A 17,925-nucleotide genomic window follows, 5' to 3' on the forward strand; every position below is an offset into this window, starting at 1 on the left:
GGTGGGCCGGCCGCGGTGCCTCGCGCGCTCCGGGCGGTTCTCCCGTCGCGCGGGATCATGCCACGCCGCGGCCGGGGCGCCGGGGATTTCAGTCCCTGGGCGGGCGCGTCGGCTCGGGGTGGGCGTCCAGGAGCCGGGGCGGAGCGGCCTGGCGCCAGGAGTCGGCGAGGATGTCCCGCAGCTCCTCCTCGTCCTCCAGGGCGGCGAGTCTCGCTCTCACCCAGGCGAACTGGGCCTCGTGGCCGGCGATCCAGAACTTCTCCGGCTCGGCCAGCACCAGTTCGTCCCGTTCCTCCTTCGGGCAGCGCACGGCGACCGACGTCTCGTCCTCGGGCAAGGTCGCGAACATCTTCCCGGCCACCCGGAACGTGGGCATGTTCCAGGCGACCTTCTCCGTGGTGTCCGGCAGGGACAGGGCGATTCGGCGTACGTCTTCTGCGTCCGGCATGCCGTGCACGGTAGCCCCTGCCACCGACAGTCCCCCGGCCGGAGCGTCCGGCCGCGCGCAGCGCAGGACCGGGGGCACCGCGGCGCGCCGGGCGGTGGAGGTGCACGGCGGGGGGCGCGGAAGGGCCGGACGTCACCCCTGCGCGGCCTCGCCGAGCGCCTCCAGCACCTGGCTGATCAGCGGGTGCCCCTCGGCTCCCCGGCGTACCGCGGCGAAGACCCTCCGGGTCGGGGCGACGCCGTCGACGGGCCGTACGACGACACCGGTCAGGTCCATCCCGCGCAGCGCGGAACGCGGGACGAGGGCCACGCCCGCGTCGGCGGAGGCGAGGGCGACGACCGCACGGAAGTCGTCGGAGGAGTGTTCGAGGCGGGGCTGGAAACCGGCGCTCTCGCAGGCGAGGACCACCACGTCGTGGCAGGGGTTGCCGGGGTACGGGCCGATCCACGGGTCCTTGGCCAGTTCGGCGAGGGGGACCTGGGGGGCGTCCGCCAGGCGGTGTGCCACGGGTACGACCGCGTCGAACGGCTCGGCGTAGAGCGGCACGTGGGTGAGGCGGGGGTCGTCGGCGGGCGGCGCGCCCCGGTACTCGACGGCGACCGCCACGTCGACCTGCCGGTCCAGGACCATCGGCAGGCTCTCGTCGCCCTCGGCGTCGCGGACGCGGATGCGTATGCCGGGCGCCCGGGACGACAGACGGGCCACCGCCGGGGCCACGACCTGGGCGATGCCCGTGGCGAACGCCGCCACGGTCACCGTGCCCGCCTCCCCCGCGCCGTACGCGGCCAGTTCGGCCTCGGCCCGCTCCAGCTGGGCGAGGACCGCGTGGGTGTGGCCGAGCAGGATCTCACCGGCCGGCGTGAGCCGTACGCCCTTGGCGCTGCGCTCGACCAGCCGGTGACCGGTCTCCTGCTCCAGGGCCGTCAGCTGCTGGGAGACGGCGGACGGGGTGAGGTAGAGCGCGGCGGCCGCCGCGGTGACCGTGCGGTGGTCGGCCACCGCACGGAGGATGTGGAGCCGCCGCGCTTCGATCATGCCCTCCATTATCCCAGGGATCCGCCCTGGTCAGGCCTCCAGCTCGGCGCGCGCCGCGATGAACGCGTCGACCGCGCGGTCGACGTCCTCGGTGGAGTGCGCCGCGGACAGCTGGACGCGGATGCGGGCCTGGCCCTGCGGGACGACCGGGTAGGAGAAGCCGATGACGTAGACGCCGCGCTCCAGCAGCAGTTCGGCCATCCGGGCCGCCTTCGCCGCGTCGCCGATCATGACGGGGGCGATGGCGTGGTCGCCGGGGAGGACGTCGAAGCCCTCCTCGGTCATCCGGCGGCGGAACAGCGCGGTGTTCTCGGCGAGGCGGACCCGCAGGTCGTCGGCGGACTCCAGCAGGTCCAGGACCTTCAGGGAGGCGGCGGCGATCACCGGGGCGAGGGTGTTCGAGAACAGGTACGGGCGGGAGCGCTGGCGCAGCAGGGCGACGATCTCGGCGCGGGCGGCGACGTAACCGCCGGAGGCGCCGCCGAGCGCCTTGCCGAGGGTCCCGGTGACGATGTCGACGCGGTCCATGACGCCGTGCAGCTCGGGGGTGCCGCGGCCGGTGGGGCCGACGAAGCCGACGGCGTGCGAGTCGTCGACCATGACCATCGCGTCGTAGCGGTCGGCGAGGTCGCAGATCTCGCGCAGCGGGGCGACGTAGCCGTCCATGGAGAAGACGCCGTCGGTGACGATCAGGCGGCGGCGGGCGTCGGACGCCTCCTTGAGCTGCGCCTCCAGGTCCGCGAGGTCGCGGTTGGCGTAGCGGAAGCGGCGGGCCTTGGACAGGCGGATGCCGTCGATGATGGAGGCGTGGTTGAGGGCGTCCGAGATCACCGCGTCCTCCGCGCCGAGCAGGGTCTCGAAGACACCGCCGTTGGCGTCGAAGCAGGAGGAGTACAGGATCGTGTCCTCCTGGCCGAGGAACGCCGACAGCCGCGCCTCCAGCTCCTTGTGGACCTCCTGGGTGCCGCAGATGAAGCGGACGGAGGCCATGCCGTAGCCCCAGCGGTCCAGGGCCGCGTGGGCCGCGGCGATCACCTCGGGGTGGTCGGCGAGGCCGAGGTAGTTGTTGGCGCAGAAGTTGAGGACCTCGCCGGGGCGGCCGCCGGCGGTGACGTTGACGGTCGCGGACTGCGGGGTGTCGATGACCCGTTCGGGCTTGTGCAGGCCGGCGGCGCGGATCTCGTCGAGGGTGGCGCGCAGGTCGTCGCGGACGGTGTCGAACATGGGGGCTCCTGAAGGTACCGGCGGGAAAGGGGGGTGCGTCGGGTACGGCTCACGTGGTCCAGTCGAGGATGACCTTGCCGCCCGTGCCGCTCGCGGCGTCGGCGAAGGCCGCCTCGAAGTCCCGGTAGTCGTACCGGCCGGTGATCACCGGGGCGAGGTCCAGACCGCCCTCCAGCAGCACCGACATCGCGTACCAGGTCTCGAACATCTCCCGGCCGTAGATGCCCTTGATGGTGATCATCGAGGTGACGATCCGCGCCCAGTCGACCGGGAACTCGGCGGAGGGCAGGCCGAGCATGGCGATCCGGCCGCCGTGCGTCATGTTGGCGATCATGTCGCGCATGGCCTCGGGGCGGCCGGACATCTCCAGGCCGACGTCGAAGCCCTCGCGCAGCCCCAGCCGGCGCTGCCCTTCGGCGATCGTGGTCCGGGCGACGTTCAGGGCCAGGGTCACCCCCGTCTTGCGGGCCAGTTCCAGGCGCTCCTCGCTGACGTCGGTGATGACGACGTTGCGGGCGCCCGCGTGCCGGGCCACCGCGGCGGCCATCAGACCGATCGGGCCGGCTCCGGTGATCAGCACGTCCTCGCCCACCAGCGGGAAGGACAGCGCGGTGTGCACGGCGTTGCCGAACGGGTCGAAGATCGCGGCGACGTCGAGGTCGACGGGGACCCGGTGCACCCAGACGTTGGACGCGGGCAGGGCGACGTACTCGGCGAACGCGCCGTCGCGGCCGACGCCGAGGCCGACGGTGGCCCGGCACAGGTGGCGGCGGCCGGCCAGGCAGTTGCGGCACTTGCCGCACACCAGGTGGCCCTCGCCGCTGACCCGGTCGCCGACGCGGATGTCGGCCACGTCCCGCCCGACCTCGACGACCTGCCCGACGAACTCGTGTCCGATGACGAGCGGCGTGCGGATCGCCTGCTGCGCCCAGCCGTCCCAGGCCCGGATGTGCAGGTCGGTGCCGCAGATACCGGTCCGCATGACCTTGATCAGGACGTCGCCGGGGCCGATGACGGGCTCCGGGACGTCCGTCAGCCGGAGTCCCGGCTCCGCCTTCTCCTTGACCAGCGCCTTCAACGCTACGGCTCCTGTGGGTGAGGCCCGGCCCGCGGGCATGCCGAAGGAGCCCGCACCGGGTCAGAGGGGTGTGATCACCCTGCAATCTGCCGTATGTGCGGGCGGGGGTCCATCGAGCTTTTCTTAACCGCCGCCACAGCTTTCCTTCACGCCCCGCACGTCCGTCCCTCACCGTGACCCGGCGTCAGAGCGGAAGGCCGTCCTCCGCGCTTCGTTCGAGGCGTACGACGAGGTCGGCGGCGAGCGCCTTGATGGTCTCCAGGCCCGGTCTGCCCCAGGCGCGGGGCATGGTGTCGGCTGCGCACACGGTGCCCAGCGCCATACCGCAGCTGTCGATGAGAGGCGCCCCGAGGTAGGAGCGGATGCCGTAGTCGTCGACGACCGGGTTGCCCGCGAAGCGGGGGTAGTCGCGGACGTCCTCCAGGACCAGTGCCTTGCGGCGCACCACCACATGGGGGCAGAACCCGTGGTCGCGCGGCAGCATCCGGCCGATCAGGGCCCGGCTGCCGTCCTCCCGCACCACCGGGGCGGTGGCGGGGGCGCAGAGCCCCGCGAAGAACTGGTGGTCCTCGCCGATGAAGTTGACCATGGCGTAGAGCGCACCGGTGAGCTGGGCGAGGTGCCCGGCGAAGGCGTCGAGCGCGGGGTCGGGCCGGTCCCCGAGACCGAGGCGGCGCAGCCGGTGCACCCGGGCGGGCGCCTCCTTGTCCTCGGGGGTGAGCAGCAGCCCCCGGATCGGCCGGGGCGGCTGGTAGCTCATGGCCTGGCTCCGTCGCTGTGGGCGTACCTCATATAGGGGCTCCGTGGGCGGTAGGGCGAAATCACATGTGGGCGCCATGGGTGGGGGCGGTTGCGGGGGCGTGGGCGAGGAGATGGCGGACGAGGGTCAGCAGGGTCTGGACGCCGGAGCTGGAGATCCTGGCGTCGCAGCGGATGACGGGGACCCCCGGGTCGAGGTCGATGGCGGCCCGCACCTCGTCGGCGTCGTAGCGGCAGGAGCCGTCGAACTCGTTGACGGCGATGATGAAGGCGAGCCCCCGCTCCTCGAAGAAGTCGACGGCGGCGAAGCAGTCCTGCAGGCGCCGGGTGTCGGCGAGGATGACCGCGCCGAGGGCGCCTTCGGACAGTTCGTCCCACATGAACCAGAAGCGCTCCTGCCCCGGCGTGCCGAACAGGTACAGCACGTGGTGCGCGTCGAGGGTGATCCGCCCGAAGTCCATGGCGACGGTGGTCTCCATCTTGTTCTCGATGCCGTCGAGACTGTCCGTGCCGACGCTGACCGTGGTGAGCAGCTCCTCCGTGCTGAGCGGCGCGATCTCGCTGACCGCGCCCACGAAAGTCGTCTTGCCGACTCCGAACCCGCCCGCGACCAGGATCTTCAGCGCGGTCGGGAACGGGTCAGAGCTGTCGTCGTAGTCCATCGAGCACTGCCTCCAGCAGAGACCGGTCAGTGGGAATGTGGTGGTGGACGGGCGGCTTCGTGGTCAGCGCCCCGCAGTCGAGCAGGTCCGCGAGCAGCACCTTGGTGACGACGGCGGGCAGTTTCAGCTGCGCGGCGACCTCGGCGACCGAGACCGGGGCGCGGCACAGGTCGAGGGCGTGCGCGTGCTCGGGTCCGAGGTAGCCCAGCGGGGTGCCGCCGGTGGCCATCACCTGGGACATCAGGTCGAGGGCGACGCTGGGCTCGGTGCGCCCGTTGCTGACCGTGAACGGCCGCACCAGCCGTCCGGCCGCGTCGTCCAGCCAGGGCCCGTCGCCGGCCGCGGCCACGCTCAATGCCTCGTCGCCGTTGATTCGACGGTGTGCTGCCGGGGTGCGGTCACGAGGTAGGGGCGGACGCTCTTGACCAGCATCGCCATCTCGTAGCCGAGCACCGCCGCGTCGGCCTCGCGGCCGGCGAGCACGGCGAGGCAGGTGCCGGAGCCCGCGGTGGTGACGAACAGCAGGGTCGAGTCGAGTTCGACGACGACCTGCCGGACGTCTCCGCCGTCACCGAACCGGACCCCCGCGCTGCGGCCGAGGGAGTACAGGCCGGAGGCCAGGGCCGCCATGTGGTCGGCGCTGTCGGCGTCGAGACCGTGCACGGACTTGACGAGCCCGTCGCAGGACAGGAGCACCGCGCTCGCGGTGTGCGGTACGCGCTGCACGAGGCCGCTCAGCAGCCAGTCGAGGTCGGATGCCGGGGCGGTCGGCGCATCGCTCGCCATGGTGGATCGACTCCTTGGGGTACGAAGGTCTGCGGGAGCGCTGGGGGTGGGGGTACGACGTACGCGTGCGGGGGCGGTCATCCGGCCGGTGCGCTCCTGTCGGTCCGGCCGGTGCCGCGGGTGCCGTCGGCTGCGGGCACGGGGGTGTGCGGCTGGGCTGTGGGGGGCGGGGTCATGTGCTCTGCGTCCGTGCGGTCGGCGGGCGTGCGGTCGGGCGCCGTGCCCGGTGCCGCGTGGGGGAACGCCGTGTGCGGTGGGGCCATGTGGGGTGAGGTCATGTGGTCGGGACCGGTGTGCTGTGCGTCCTCGTGGTGGAGTTCGGCGTGAGGTCCGTCCGGGTCAGGCGGGTCGAGGTGTCGGTGACCCCTGTGCACAGGGCTCATGTGCTCGGGGCCCAGGTGCTCGACGCCCATGAGTTCGTGACCGGTGCGTTCACGACTGAGGGGTGCCGGACCGCCGTGCTGGGGACGCGTGCGCGCCGGTTCGGTGGCGTCCGTCGCGGAGGGCACGATGTGGCCGACCGCCATGTGCTCGGCATCCATGTGGGGCGCCCGGGGAACCTGCTGATCCCGCGGCCCCGCGCCCGCCGGCCACCCGGCGCCGGGCTCCCCGTCCTGCTGTGCCTCGGCGAGCCCGATGCCGCGCTGGAAGGCCGCCATCAGACCGGGGTCGTGCTCGGCGACGGTGCCGGCGTCCTGGCGGGGCACGGGTCCGCCGCGCAGCTGGGGCACGAGGTGCTCCTGTGCCCGGCGCCGGGGCAGTCGGGGTTTGTCGGTGGTGCTGCGCTCGGTGCCGCTGCGCGGCGTGGGCAGGATGCCGGCGTGTGCTTCCACCACCGCCCGGTCCTCGGCGCTGACGCCGGGCACGGCGTCGGCAGGGGTGGGCCGGGTCCCGTGCGCGCCGCGCACGGGAAGCGGTGCCGGGGCCTCTCCGCCCCGGCCGCGGGCGCCGCTGTCGGCCCCGCGCCGCCCGGACCCGCGCTGGGCGTGCCGCCGCCGCCCGGTTGCCGGAGCCTGTCCGGCGTCCGGCCCGGCCGCAGCCGCGCCCTGCCCGGCGGGACCGCTCCCGGCACGGCCCCCCGGTCCGGCGTCGGGCCCCGCGGTGCCCGGCACGCCCTCGGGCGCACTGCCGGCTCCGACCGCACTCCACGCTTCGGCCGGCCCGCCGCCCGGGCCCCCGGTGCCGCTTCCGGCGGGCAGGGCCATCGGTGCCTGTGCGAGGGACGGCGGCGGCAGCACAGCGGCGCCGGCGCCCGTGCCCGGTGCCTCCGGCGCGTTGCCCAGCAGGGCCTGCGGGACGACGAGCACGGCCTGCACCCCGCCGTAGATGTTGCCCTGCAGCCGGACGTGGATGTGGTGCCGGCGGGCGAGCTGTGAGACGACGTACAGGCCGATGCGGCCGTCGGCGAGCAGGCTGGCGACGTTCACCTGGTCGGGGTCGGCCAGGACGGCGTTCATCCGGTTCTGCTCGACCACGGGCATGCCGAGCCCGCGGTCCTCGACCTCCACGGCCAGCCCGGAGGTGACGAGGTTGGCGCGGAGCAGCACCTGCGTGTGCGGGGCGGAGAACACCGTGGCGTTCTCGATGAGTTCGGCGAGCAGGTGGATGACGTCGGCGACGGCGTGGCCGCGCAGTTCGCCGTCCACGGGCGGCACCAGCTTCACCCGGGAGTACTGCTCGACCTCGGCGATGGCGGAGCGCAGCACCTCGGTCATGCTGACCGGGTTGCTCCACTGCCGCCGGGAGACCGCGCCGCCGAGGACCGCGAGGTTCTCGGCGTGCCGCCGGATGCGGGTGGCGAGGTGGTCGACGTGGAACAGGCCCTTGAGCAGGTCGGGGTCCTCGATCTCGTTCTCGAGGTCGTCGAGGATCGAGATCTCGCGGTGGACGAGGGACTGCAGCCGGCGTGCGAGGTTGACGAACACCTCGAGTTTCTGTTCGCTGCCCGCCTGGCTGGAGAGCTGGGCGGCGCGCACGACGGCGGTGACGGCGCCGTCGTGCGCACGGGCGAGGTCGGCGGCGAGCAGTTCGAAGTCGTCGGCGTCCACGGGCGGCCGGCGGCGCGGGCCGCGCTGCGGCGGGGGCTGCCCCTGGCGCAGGGCGTCGACCAGGCCGTGCAGATCGGCTTCGCCGCGCGCGGCGGTGCGGCGCAGCGCGTCGACGCGGTCGGCGACCGAGCGGGCGGCGCGGTCCGCGGCGACGGCGGCGATGACGATGCCGGCGGCGGCCACGGTGACCGCGCCGGCGAGCACCGCCCACAGGGTGGGGCCGGTGCGCGCGCCACCGGAGCGGATGCTGAACAGGACGGCGGCGGTGGCGCTGAGCGCGACGGCGAGGGGCGGCAGGACGGCGAGCCGCATCAGCTGGGGCCGTATGTGCGTCTCGGGCAGTGCGGGAGCGGGTCGGGCGCCCGGTCGCCCGTGCCGGCCGCCTTCGCGGCGCTCGGCACGGGTGGCCGGTGCTCGGAGGTGAGACATCTGCGTCCTCGTACTGGTCCGTCGGGCCTGGGTGTCCTGCGGTGCGCGCCGCGGGCATGCGTCGTCGCACGATCGGCCGACGGCACCGGCGGATCCGGTCGCGCGTCGCCCGACGGACACTCACAGTAGTCGCCTGCGCATCACGTGCGGTGGGCAGTTGACAAAGTCCCCCGAGGACCGTCCTCCTCTGGTATGAGGGGTCGTACGACAGTCCGATGACCGTCACATGACACCGGAGTACCGCCGATCAGAAGCGATCCGCCCTGCTCAGAAGCGATCACCAGGCATACGGCCATCCGACCGCCCTCACCCTTGGCGCACGCCCGTCAAGCGCCCCCGCGAACCGTCCACCCGCCCCCGGCACCCCCCACAGCCCACCTCCCTCACGGCGCAGCCATCACGGAGAGTGCACGTTCTGGCCTGAGACCGCAGAGGGAGAGATGTGCAAGGTGATCGAGCAAGGTGCACGGCCATGTCCACCTCGGCGTCACCAAGCGCAGAAGCCCCGCCAGGAATACCTGGCGAGGCTTCTCCTCGTTCTCTGCGTTCTCTGCTCGCGGGTCTCTGCTCGCGGTTCTCTGCTCGCGCTTCGGCGGGTCTCCCGCCACCGCGTCCGCGTTCCGGCTGTCCGGGTCAGGCCTCGCCCACCAGGTCGAGGTCCTCACGAGCCGCAGGCGGTGCCACCTCCGGGACGGGCCAGGTGCGGTTAAGGGGCGCGGAGACGTCCCGCCACCAAGGGCGCGCAGGCACATCTCCCGCGGGCTCGAAGGGCCGGCCCGGCACCGGCAGGGCGACCGGCTGCGCGACCGCCTCGGCCGCGGCCAGCGTCCACTCGCCCGGCTCGGCCCAGGGGTGCGGGGCGAGGTTGAAGGTGCCCCAGTGGATCGGCAGCAGCACGCCGTGCGGCGTACCGCCCTGCAGGTCGAGGTGGGCCCGGACTCCCTCCTCGGGAGTCATGTGGATGTCCGGCCAGAACTCGCTGTACGCCCCGATCTGGATCATGGTGGCGTCGAACGGGCCGTGCGCGGCGCCGATGTCCTTGAAGCCGTCGAAGTAACCGGTGTCCCCGCTGTGGTAGATCCGGTGTTCCTCGCCGGCGACGGTCCAGGACGCCCAGAGGGTGTGCTGGGTGTTGCGCAGGCCCCGGCCGCAGAAGTGACGGGCCGGGGTGGCGGTGAGGGTGAGGCCGCCGACCCGCGTGGACTCGTGCCAGTCCAGCTCGCGCAGCCGGTCCGCGGAGACGCCCCAGCGTTCCAGGTGGGCCCCGACGCCGAGCGGCACGGCGAAGAGGGTGTCCGTGCCCGCCAGCGCCTTGATCGTGGGCAGGTCGAGGTGGTCGTAGTGGTCGTGCGAGATGACGACGACGTCGACCGGGCCGAGGGCGGCCAGCGGCAGCGGCACCGGGTGCAGCCGCTTCGGACCCGCGAAGGGGAACGGGGAGCAGCGCTCGCCCCAGACGGGGTCGAACAGGACCCGGTGGCCGTCCATCTCGGCGAGCACGCTGGAGTGACCCGTCCAGGTCAGCCGCAGTCCCGTGGCGGGCGGTCTGGCCAGGTCGGCGTAGGTCGTGGGGTGCACCGGGACGATGCCCTGGGGGGCGCGCAGCGGCCGGGTGTCCCGGTCGAGGAACACCTTGGCGAGGTCGAGGCCGGAGCCTGAGGGCCGGGTGCGTGCGGGGCCCCCGGGGTTCTGGAAGACACCGTTCTTGAAGTGCGGCGAGCGGCGTATGCGTGCCAGGCGCTCACCTTCCGGGTCCGCGCCGAACGCCTCGGGCCTCAGCGCACGGAGCCCGGCGCTCGGATGACGCAAACCGGTCACAGTACCTCCCGGTGGAGTGGGTGAGGCCTTCCATTATGGTCGGCGTCCCGCGGCGGCCCGGAGGCGGTGCGGTACGACGGGGCCTGTGCTGATGATCCGTTCAGTACGGTGACGGCGGCGCGACCGGCTCGAAGACCGGGCCGGCGGTGACGGTGCAGCAGCTCCGGAAGGCCGTCGCAGGACGTCCACGCTCCTGCGCCGCGGCCGCCCCGCAGGGGCGTGCGGGAGCGAAGCGGCCGGGTTCGGCGCCGGTGGGGCAGCGACTAGGGTGATCGCGTGGCGAGAGTGCGGTTGAGCGTGGCGGAGCGGCGGGAGGAGCTGTTGCGGGCCGCCATCGAGCAGATCGGGGCGCGCGGCGTGGCGGCGGTCAGGATCGCCGACGTGGCCTCGGCCCTCGGGGTGAGCAACGCGCTGGTGCTGTACCACTTCTCGACGAAGGAGAAGCTGGTCGCGGACGCGTTCGCGTACGCGGCCGCGGACGACCTCGCACACCTGCGCCGGCTGCTGGGGCGGCGGACGTCCGCGCTGCGCCGGTTGCGGGCCGCGGTGCGCTGGTACGCGCCGACCGGGCAGGCCAAGGGCTGGCGGCTGTGGATCGAGGGATGGGCCGTGTCCCTGCGCGAGCCCGCCCTGCGCGAGGTCACACGGGACCTGGACAGGCAGTGGAAGGCGGCGATCGCGGAGGTGATCGCCGAAGGCGTGGCGGCCGGCGAGTTCACGTGCGCGGATCCGGCCGGGTCGGCGCTGCGGCTGACCGCGCTGCTGGACGGGCTGGCCGTGCAGCTGACGTCGTACCCGGGTGCGGTGCCGCGGTCCCGGGCGCAGGAATGGGCGGACGAGGCCCTGGCCCGCGAACTGGGCCTCGAACGGGAGGCGTTGACCCGGCGGGTGCGGTGAGCGCGCTCGCGGCCCGTCCGGAGCCGCGCGCACGTCACCGCACCCCCCTCCCCCGCAGCGTGGGCGGCGGCCTCAGGCCACGGGAGCGATCCGCAGCTTGATGTCGTCCGGCGACAGGGCGCCCTTGGCGGTCACATGGTCCCCGGAGGACTCGCCGCGCAGCCTGCGCCCGATCCACGGGACGAGGTGCTGGCGGGCCCAGTGCACGTCGTCGCGGCGGATCTCCAGGGTTCCCCGCGGCGGCAGGGGCGGCCACGGCTGCTCGGGGTCGGCGGGGACGTCGAGGCCGAGGACCTGGCCGGCCCGCAGCGCCACCCGCGTGTGCCCCTCGGGCGAGAGGTGCAGCCGGTCGCTGTCCCAGGCCCTGCGGTCCTGCACGGACTTCAGGGACCACAGGTCGAGCACGGGGCAGCCGTACCGGTCGGCGATGGCACGGACGTGCCCGTTGTAGGTGGCGATCTTGCCGCGCAGGTGCTTGAGGAGGGGGACGCCACGGGTGTCGAAGCCGGTCGTGACCATCACCGTGCCGGCGGCGTCGGCCAGCCGGGCCACGGCCCGCTCGAACCGTTCGGCGACCTCGTCCGGGTCGGTGCCCGGCCGGATGATGTCGTTGCCGCCCGCGCAGAAGGAGACGAGGTCCGGGGCCAGTTCGACGGCCTTCGGAAGCTGCTCGGCCACGATCTGGTCCAGCAGTCTCCCGCGCACGGCCAGGTTGGTGTACTGGAAGTCGCCCTCCGGACGCCGGTCGGCGAGCAGTACCGCGAACCGGTCGGCCCAGCCGACGAACGCTCCGTCGGGGCCGGGGTCGCCGACGCCCTCGGTGAAGCTGTCCCCCACCGCCACGTACGACCCGATCACTGATCTGTTGTCATTCTTCGAATCGTCTGCCACGTCGGGCCATGATTCACCTTGGTATGTGACCTACGCGACCGTAGGCAGGGATTGACGCACGGTGAGATGAGCCACTCCCCAAGAGATCGTCAACCGGGGAATAGGTCTGCGTGCGGGCGCGTTGGGCGTGCGATCGCCGTGCGCGCGCGGCGGGACCGGCGTTCGGCGGGCCACCCCGACAGGCGGGACGGGCGGGACAGGTCAGCCGACGAAGACGCCGTGCCGGCGGAGGCAGTCGACCGGGTCCGGGTCGGAGTCGGCGAGTCGGAGTGAATCGATCAATTCGGGCAGACGCCTCGGACGGGGCGGAGCCGGAGGGCCGCCGCGGCCTCGCCGGCGCCGGCGGAAGCCGCCCGAGCCCGGCGCCACGGGGGGCCGCGGGTCACGCCCACGACCCCTGTGGACGACTCGCCGTCCGGCTGAACCGATGTCGTATCGTCTTCGGAGCGCCCGCCGACGAGCCGTGACGGCGGGGCCGACCGGGAGGAGCCCCCGTGACGCAGCAGGTCCCGTCGACCGAGCCGGAACTGACCGGAGTGCGCAATTTCCGTGACGTGGGCGGGCTGCCGACCGTGGACGGCCGGCGGGTGCGGTACGGGGTGCTGTTCCGCAGCGGGCATCTGGCGCACGCGACCGAGGAGGACGCGGCGTTCCTGGCGTCCCTGGGCCTGCACACGGTGTTCGACTTCCGCAACGCGGCCGATCAGCGGCTGGAGGGCCCCGACGTCGAACTGCCCGGCGTGCGGAACGTGAATCTGCCGCTGAGCGACCCGGCCGACGGCGCCGAGTTCTGGAAGATGGTCCGCGACGGCGACCTCGGCCAGTTGCGGGAGATCCTCGCCGACGGCAAGGGCGCGGCCCGGATGATCGCCTCCTACCGGCAGATCGTCACGGAGCGCACCGCCGAGCACTCCCGCGTGCTGCACGCGCTCGCCGAGGACAGCGTGCCCGCGCTGATGCACTGCGCGGCCGGCAAGGACCGCGCGGGGATCTCCATAGCGGTGACGCTCCTCGCCCTCGGCGTGGAGCGGGACGCGATCCTCGCCGACTACCTGGAGTCCAACGCCAAGCACCGCCGGTACAGGGTCCGCCGCAGCGGCAGCGCGGACACCGCGTACACCCCTGAGGTGATGGAGCTGCTCGACCCGCTGTTCGACGCCCGCGCCGAGTATCTGGAGGCGGCCTTCGCGAGCATCGAGGAGACCTGGGGCGGCGTCGACGCCTACCTGGAGCGGGGACTGGCCCTCAGCCCCGCGACCCGGGAGCGGCTGCGGGCACGCCTGCTGGACTGAGCCGTCACGGGGCGCGCCGCCGGCCCGGCCTGCCGCCCGCTCAGCCCTTGGCGCCCAGCGCGAACAGCAGGTACAGGAACGCGGCCAGCACGTGCCCGAGGGCGATGTAGACGATCAGCCGGATCCACAGGGAACGGGGGAACTTCTCCTCGAGGTCGGTCATGGCAGCTCTCCGGTCGGCGGACCCAGGCACAGCGCGGCCGTGGGGCTCTGCAGCAGGGTGTGGACGAACAGCAGCTCCACGCCGTCGTGGTCCTCGGCGGCGAGGCGGTGCGGGGTGAGGGAGTCGAAGTGCGCGCTGTCGCCGGGCGCGAGAAGGTGCGCGCTGTCGCCGAGCCGCAGCCGCAGGCGCCCGGTGAGGACGTACAGCCACTCCTCACCGGGATGGACGCGCACGATGTCGCCCTGCGAGCCGTACGGCACGCGCACCCGCAGCGCCTGCATGCCGCGGCCGGGAGCCCCGGCCCGCACGTAGGTCCAGCCGCCCGCGCGGGTCGGTTCCATGTCGGCGGCCCGTACGATCGCGTCGCGGTCGGCGGCCGTCTCCCCGAGCAGGTCCGAGACGGTCGTGCCGTAGACGCGGGCGAGCGCGAGGAGCATCGGCAGCGAGGGCTGGCGCTGCCCGGTCTCCAGGCGGGAGAGATGAGCCGGCGAGAGGCCGGCGGCGCGGGCCGCGGCTTCCAGGGTGAGACCTGCGCGCCGGCGCAGGGCGCGCAGCCGCGGCGCGACGCCGGGCAGGTCGTCGCCCGGCCCCGCCGCCGGCGCGGCGTCTGAGGCGTTCATGCCTCCATTCAGCCGGTGATGTACCCGAGAGGCAAATTCCTTGCCTCTGAGGCAAAACCAGGTCGGCAGGACCAGGCCGACAGAACCAGGTCCGCTCCCGAGGTCCTCCTACGCTCGCACCCACCATTTGAACGCGTTCAAATCATGGGGGACCGCATGCCTGCCGGAGCCACGCCCGGCGGACTCTCCGTCACCTTCGGCCTGACGGGAGTCCACTACGCCGTGCGGGGCGTCGGGCGGCTGTGGACCGCCGCGGCGGGAGCGGTCCTCGGCGCGGTCGGCCTCCTCTGCCCCCTCGTCCTCGCGCTCGTCCTCCCCTTCTGACCCGGCTCCGTCAGCGGTCGGCCACCGCCTGCCGGATCAGCGTCCTGCCGAAGTCCCACATCAGGCCGCCGCCGCTGTGCGCGTCGTCCATCACCGCGGTGAACGCGCCGACGAACCGGTCGACGTCCGCCTCGTCGACGACCAGCGGCGGAATCAGCTTGATCACCTCCAGGTGGTCGCCGGACACCTGGGTGAGGATCCGGTGCTTCTGCAGCAGCGGCACGACGACCATCTGGGCGAACAGGCCCTTGCGCGCCGCCTGGAGCATGGCCCAGCGGCTGCGCAGCTTCAGCGACGACGGCCTGCCGAACTCGATGCCGATCATCAGACCCCGGCCGCGGACGTCCGCGAGCAGCTCGTAGGTGTCGACCAGCGCGGTGAGCCGGGACTTGAGCAGGTCGCCCGTCCTGCGCACCCCGGCGACGATCTGTTCGTTCTCCATGACCGACAGCACGGCGAGACCGGCCGCCATCGCCTGGGCGTTGGAGCCGAAACTGGCCGAGTGGACCAGCACCCGGTCCATGGACGAGTAGACCTTTCTGAAGATCCACTCCTTGCCCAGGGTGGCGCCGACCGGCACATAGCCGCCGGAGAGCGCCTTGGCCACGCACACCAGGTCGGGTTCGACGCCGTCCTCGTGCTGGTAGGCGTAGAAGTCGCCGGTGCGGCCGAGGCCGGTCTGCACCTCGTCGGCGATGAGCAGCGCCTTGTGCCGGTGCAGCAGCTCCTGCGCGGCCCGCAGATAGCCGGGCGGCGCCTCGTGCACGCCCTTGCCCTGGATCGGCTCCACGATCAGCGCGGCCACGTCGCCCTTGCGCAGCTCCCGTTCCAGGGCGTCGAGATCGCCGAGGGGCACGGCGGTGTCGGGCAGCAGCGGGGCGAATCCGTCCCGGAAGCCGCTCTCGCCGTTGACCGACAGCGAGCCGGTGGTCAGGCCGTGGAAGGCGTGGTCGCAGTAGAGGACGCGGGGCTTTCCGGTGGCGTACCGGGCGAACTTCAGGGCCGTCTCGACCGCTTCGGTGCCGCTGTTGCCGAAGAACACCCGGTCCAGGTGGGGGCTGTGGGCCAGCAGGCGCTCGGCGAGCAGGCCGGGCAGCGGCTGGCAGTCGAAACGGGTGAGGTCGGCCAGGTCCATGTCCAGCACGTCGTGCAGCGCCTTGCGGACGACCGGGTGATGGCGGCCGAGGCCCATCACCCCGAACCCGGCGAGCATGTCCAGGTAGTCGTTGCCGTCCGCGTCGAAGAAGTGGGCCCCCTCCGCGCGGTCGTAGACCTTGTCGAAGCCGATGGTGTGCAGCATGCGCGGAAGCTGCGGGTTGAGGTACTTCGCGTGCAGCTCGTAGCGTTCGGCTCCGCGCTCGGCGAGCAGGGCGCCGAGGTCGAACTCGGTGGTCATTCACTCTCCTTGGCTGTGCCGCCGACGTCCTTCGCGGCCAGGCTCGCGCTGATCCGCCCGGCGATCTCGACGGGCGTGAGGCCGATGTCGGCGAGCACCTCGCTTCGCTTGGCGTGCGCGAGGAACTGCTCCGGGATGCCGAACCGGCGTACCGGCACGTCCACGTCGGCGTCGCCGAGTGCCAGCGCGACGGCCGAACCGACGCCCGCGGCACGGCTGTTGTCCTCGACCACGGCCACCAGCCGGTGCCCGGCCGCCAGGCCGGGCAGGGCGGGGTCGACGGGCTTGACCCACCGGGGGTCCACCACGGTGCAGGCGACGCCGCGGGCCGTCAGCAGCTCGGCGGTCCGGAGGCACACCGCCGCCATCGCGCCGACGGCCACCAGCAGCACCTCGGGGTGTTCCGCGCGGTGCAGGACGTCCATGCCGCCGACCCGGTCGACGGCGGGCACGGCCGGGCCGGCCGACTCCTTGGGGAAGCGGACCAGGGTGGGCGCGTCGTCCACGGCGACCGCCTCGCGCAGTTGCGCGCGCAGCTGGTCGGCGTCGCGCGGGGCGGCGATCCTGAGGCCCGGGACGACCTGCAGGACGGACATGTCCCACATGCCGTTGTGGGAGGGCCCGTCGGTGCCGGTGACACCGGCCCGGTCCAGGACGAAGGTGACCCCGCAGCGGTGCAGGGCGACGTCCATCAGCAACTGGTCGAAGGCCCGGTTGAGGAAGGTGGCGTAGACGGCGACGACCGGGTGGAGCCCTCCGGTGGCGAGTCCGGCGGCCGAGACGGCCGCGTGCTGCTCGGCGATGCCCACGTCCCACACCCGGTCCGGGAAGCGCTCGGCGAACCGGCCGAGACCGACCGGGTGCAGCATCGCGGCGGTGATCGCCACGACGTCCTCGCGCTCCTCGCCGATGCGCACGATCTCGTCGCCGAACACCGACGTCCAGGACGGGCCGCCGGACGGCACGAGCGGTGCGCAGGTGAGCGGGTCCATCATGCCGACGGAGTGGAAGTGGTCCTCCTCGTGGGCGAGGGCCGGCTCGTATCCGCGGCCCTTCTCGGTGAGGCAGTGGACCAGGACGGGGCCGTGGAAGCGCTTGGCGCGGCGCAGCGCCGACTCGACGGCGCCGATGTCGTGGCCGTCGATCGGGCCGACGTACTTCAGGCCCAGGTCCTCGAACATGCCCTGGGGGGCGAAGGCGTCCTTGAAGCCCTTCTTCGCGCCGTGCAGCGACTCGTAGAGCGTGGCGCCGACGACCGGGGTGCGCTGCAGCACCTCCTTGCCGAAGGCCAGGGCCTTCTCGTAGCCGTCGGTGGTGCGCAGGGTCGCCAGGTGGTCGGCGAGGCCGCCGATGGTGGGGGCGTAGGACCGCTTGTTGTCGTTGACGACGATGATCAGCGGACGGTCCCTGGCGGCGGCGATGTTGTTGAGGGCCTCCCAGGCCATGCCGCCGGTCAGCGCGCCGTCGCCGACGACCGCGATCACGTGGCCCTTCTCCCCCAGCACCTGGTTGGCCTTGGCGAGGCCGTCGGCCCAGCCGAGCGCGGTGGAGGCGTGGCTGTTCTCGATGACGTCGTGCTCGGACTCCGCACGCGAGGGGTAGCCGGACAGGCCGCCCTTGCCGCGCAGCTTGGAGAAGTCCTGCCGTCCGGTCAGCAGTTTGTGCACGTAGCTCTGGTGGCCGGTGTCCCACAGGATGCGGTCGACCGGTGACTCGAAGACCCGGTGGAGCGCGATGGACAGTTCCACCACCCCCAGATTGGGCCCGAGATGGCCGCCGGTCCTCGACACCGCCTGCACCAGGAACTCGCGTATCTCCCCGGACAGCTCCCCGAGTTCCGCCCCGGACAGCGCCTTCAGGTCGCGTGGTCCCCGGATCCTCTCCAGAATCGTCACGCTCGGGCCCCCTCTCTCGGTTCGTGCCGTGCCTCAGCTGGGCTGTTCCGCGGTGCTCGTGCGCTCGGCGAGCTTCATGGCCTCCTCGATCAGGGTCTCGACGATCTTCGACTCGGGGACGGTCTTGATGACCTCGCCCTTGACGAAGATCTGGCCCTTG

18 protein-coding genes and 1 pseudogene are annotated in these 17,925 nt (G+C 73.0%); 3 read left to right on the forward strand and 16 right to left on the reverse strand.

Going from position 1 to position 17,925, the window contains the following annotated elements; all coding sequences use genetic code 11:
- Window positions 1-88: 88 nt before the first annotated feature.
- The 10 genes from ABZ261_RS19445 to ABZ261_RS19490 all read right to left on the reverse strand — a co-directional run bounded on the left by ABZ261_RS19445 (window position 89) and on the right by ABZ261_RS19490 (window position 10,287).
- On the reverse strand, window positions 89-448 hold the full coding sequence (locus ABZ261_RS19445; RefSeq protein ID WP_356860689.1) for an MmcQ/YjbR family DNA-binding protein: 360 nt from the start codon (window positions 446-448) through the stop codon (window positions 89-91).
- 132 nt (window positions 449-580) lie between these two features.
- Window positions 581-1,483 (reverse strand): LysR family transcriptional regulator, encoded by a 903-nt coding sequence (locus ABZ261_RS19450; protein ID WP_356860691.1) that lies wholly within the window; start codon window positions 1,481-1,483, stop codon window positions 581-583.
- Between the two features lie 30 nt (window positions 1,484-1,513).
- Complete coding sequence (locus ABZ261_RS19455) at window positions 1,514-2,707, reverse strand: glycine C-acetyltransferase (protein WP_356860693.1); 1,194 nt, start codon at window positions 2,705-2,707, stop codon at window positions 1,514-1,516.
- 49 nt (window positions 2,708-2,756) lie between these two features.
- Complete coding sequence (gene tdh, locus ABZ261_RS19460; RefSeq protein ID WP_356860695.1) at window positions 2,757-3,785, reverse strand: L-threonine 3-dehydrogenase; 1,029 nt, start codon at window positions 3,783-3,785, stop codon at window positions 2,757-2,759.
- A gap of 184 nt (window positions 3,786-3,969) precedes the next feature.
- Window positions 3,970-4,545: a GAF domain-containing protein gene (locus ABZ261_RS19465; RefSeq protein ID WP_356860697.1), complete on the reverse strand. Its 576-nt coding sequence runs from the start codon at window positions 4,543-4,545 to the stop codon at window positions 3,970-3,972.
- Between the two features lie 61 nt (window positions 4,546-4,606).
- Entirely contained in the window at window positions 4,607-5,206 is a 600-nt protein-coding gene (locus ABZ261_RS19470) for an ATP/GTP-binding protein (protein WP_356860699.1), read from the reverse strand.
- Entirely contained in the window at window positions 5,184-5,555 is a 372-nt protein-coding gene (locus tag ABZ261_RS19475) for a DUF742 domain-containing protein (RefSeq protein WP_356860701.1), read from the reverse strand. Before ABZ261_RS19475 ends, ABZ261_RS19470 begins: the two co-directional genes overlap by 23 nt.
- A 2-nt stretch (window positions 5,556-5,557) precedes the next feature.
- Window positions 5,558-5,992 (reverse strand): roadblock/LC7 domain-containing protein, encoded by a 435-nt coding sequence (locus ABZ261_RS19480; RefSeq protein WP_356860703.1) that lies wholly within the window; start codon window positions 5,990-5,992, stop codon window positions 5,558-5,560.
- 77 nt (window positions 5,993-6,069) lie between these two features.
- Complete coding sequence (locus ABZ261_RS19485; protein WP_356860705.1) at window positions 6,070-8,469, reverse strand: ATP-binding protein; 2,400 nt, start codon at window positions 8,467-8,469, stop codon at window positions 6,070-6,072.
- Window positions 8,470-9,102: 633 nt separating this feature from the next.
- Window positions 9,103-10,287 (reverse strand): MBL fold metallo-hydrolase, encoded by a 1,185-nt coding sequence (locus tag ABZ261_RS19490; RefSeq protein ID WP_356860707.1) that lies wholly within the window; start codon window positions 10,285-10,287, stop codon window positions 9,103-9,105.
- Between the two features lie 276 nt (window positions 10,288-10,563).
- Between ABZ261_RS19490 and ABZ261_RS19495 the strand changes: the two genes are divergently transcribed.
- Entirely contained in the window at window positions 10,564-11,184 is a 621-nt protein-coding gene (locus tag ABZ261_RS19495; RefSeq protein ID WP_356860709.1) for a TetR/AcrR family transcriptional regulator, read from the forward strand.
- Between the two features lie 72 nt (window positions 11,185-11,256).
- On the opposite strand, the gene ABZ261_RS19500 is transcribed toward ABZ261_RS19495, so the two are convergent.
- On the reverse strand, window positions 11,257-12,042 hold the full coding sequence (locus ABZ261_RS19500; RefSeq protein ID WP_356860733.1) for an SGNH/GDSL hydrolase family protein: 786 nt from the start codon (window positions 12,040-12,042) through the stop codon (window positions 11,257-11,259).
- A 527-nt stretch (window positions 12,043-12,569) separates the two neighbouring features.
- Between ABZ261_RS19500 and ABZ261_RS19505 the strand changes: the two genes are divergently transcribed.
- A complete protein-coding gene (locus ABZ261_RS19505; protein WP_356860711.1) occupies window positions 12,570-13,367 on the forward strand; it encodes a tyrosine-protein phosphatase in 798 nt (265 codons plus the stop codon).
- A gap of 40 nt (window positions 13,368-13,407) precedes the next feature.
- Here ABZ261_RS19505 and ABZ261_RS19510 read toward each other — a convergent pair whose 3' ends face one another.
- Together ABZ261_RS19510 and ABZ261_RS19515 are read right to left on the reverse strand one after the other, a co-directional pair.
- Window positions 13,408-13,530, reverse strand: a complete 123-nt coding sequence (locus tag ABZ261_RS19510) for a DUF6126 family protein (protein ID WP_356860713.1) — start codon at window positions 13,528-13,530, stop codon at window positions 13,408-13,410.
- Window positions 13,527-14,150: an XRE family transcriptional regulator gene (locus tag ABZ261_RS19515; protein ID WP_356860715.1), complete on the reverse strand. Its 624-nt coding sequence runs from the start codon at window positions 14,148-14,150 to the stop codon at window positions 13,527-13,529. Before ABZ261_RS19515 ends, ABZ261_RS19510 begins: the two co-directional genes overlap by 4 nt.
- Window positions 14,151-14,306: 156 nt before the next feature.
- Between ABZ261_RS19515 and ABZ261_RS19520 the strand changes: the two genes are divergently transcribed.
- Window positions 14,307-14,474: a hypothetical protein gene (locus ABZ261_RS19520; RefSeq protein ID WP_356860717.1), complete on the forward strand. Its 168-nt coding sequence runs from the start codon at window positions 14,307-14,309 to the stop codon at window positions 14,472-14,474.
- Between the two features lie 10 nt (window positions 14,475-14,484).
- Here the strand turns inward: ABZ261_RS19520 and ABZ261_RS19525 are convergent, their stop codons facing one another.
- The 3 genes and pseudogenes from ABZ261_RS19525 to ABZ261_RS19535 form a co-directional block, all read right to left on the reverse strand.
- Window positions 14,485-15,870: an aspartate aminotransferase family protein gene (locus tag ABZ261_RS19525; protein ID WP_356860719.1), complete on the reverse strand. Its 1,386-nt coding sequence runs from the start codon at window positions 15,868-15,870 to the stop codon at window positions 14,485-14,487.
- Window positions 15,867-17,765, reverse strand: a complete 1,899-nt coding sequence (gene dxs, locus ABZ261_RS19530) for a 1-deoxy-D-xylulose-5-phosphate synthase (protein ID WP_356860721.1) — start codon at window positions 17,763-17,765, stop codon at window positions 15,867-15,869. Before dxs ends, ABZ261_RS19525 begins: the two co-directional genes overlap by 4 nt.
- A 33-nt stretch (window positions 17,766-17,798) precedes the next feature.
- A pseudogene (locus ABZ261_RS19535) lies at window positions 17,799-17,925 on the reverse strand (4-hydroxy-3-methylbut-2-en-1-yl diphosphate synthase); the annotation flags it as partial.

The organism is Streptomyces sp. NPDC006193 (genome assembly GCF_040613915.1).
Classification (GTDB): Bacteria; Actinomycetota; Actinomycetes; order Streptomycetales; family Streptomycetaceae; genus Streptomyces.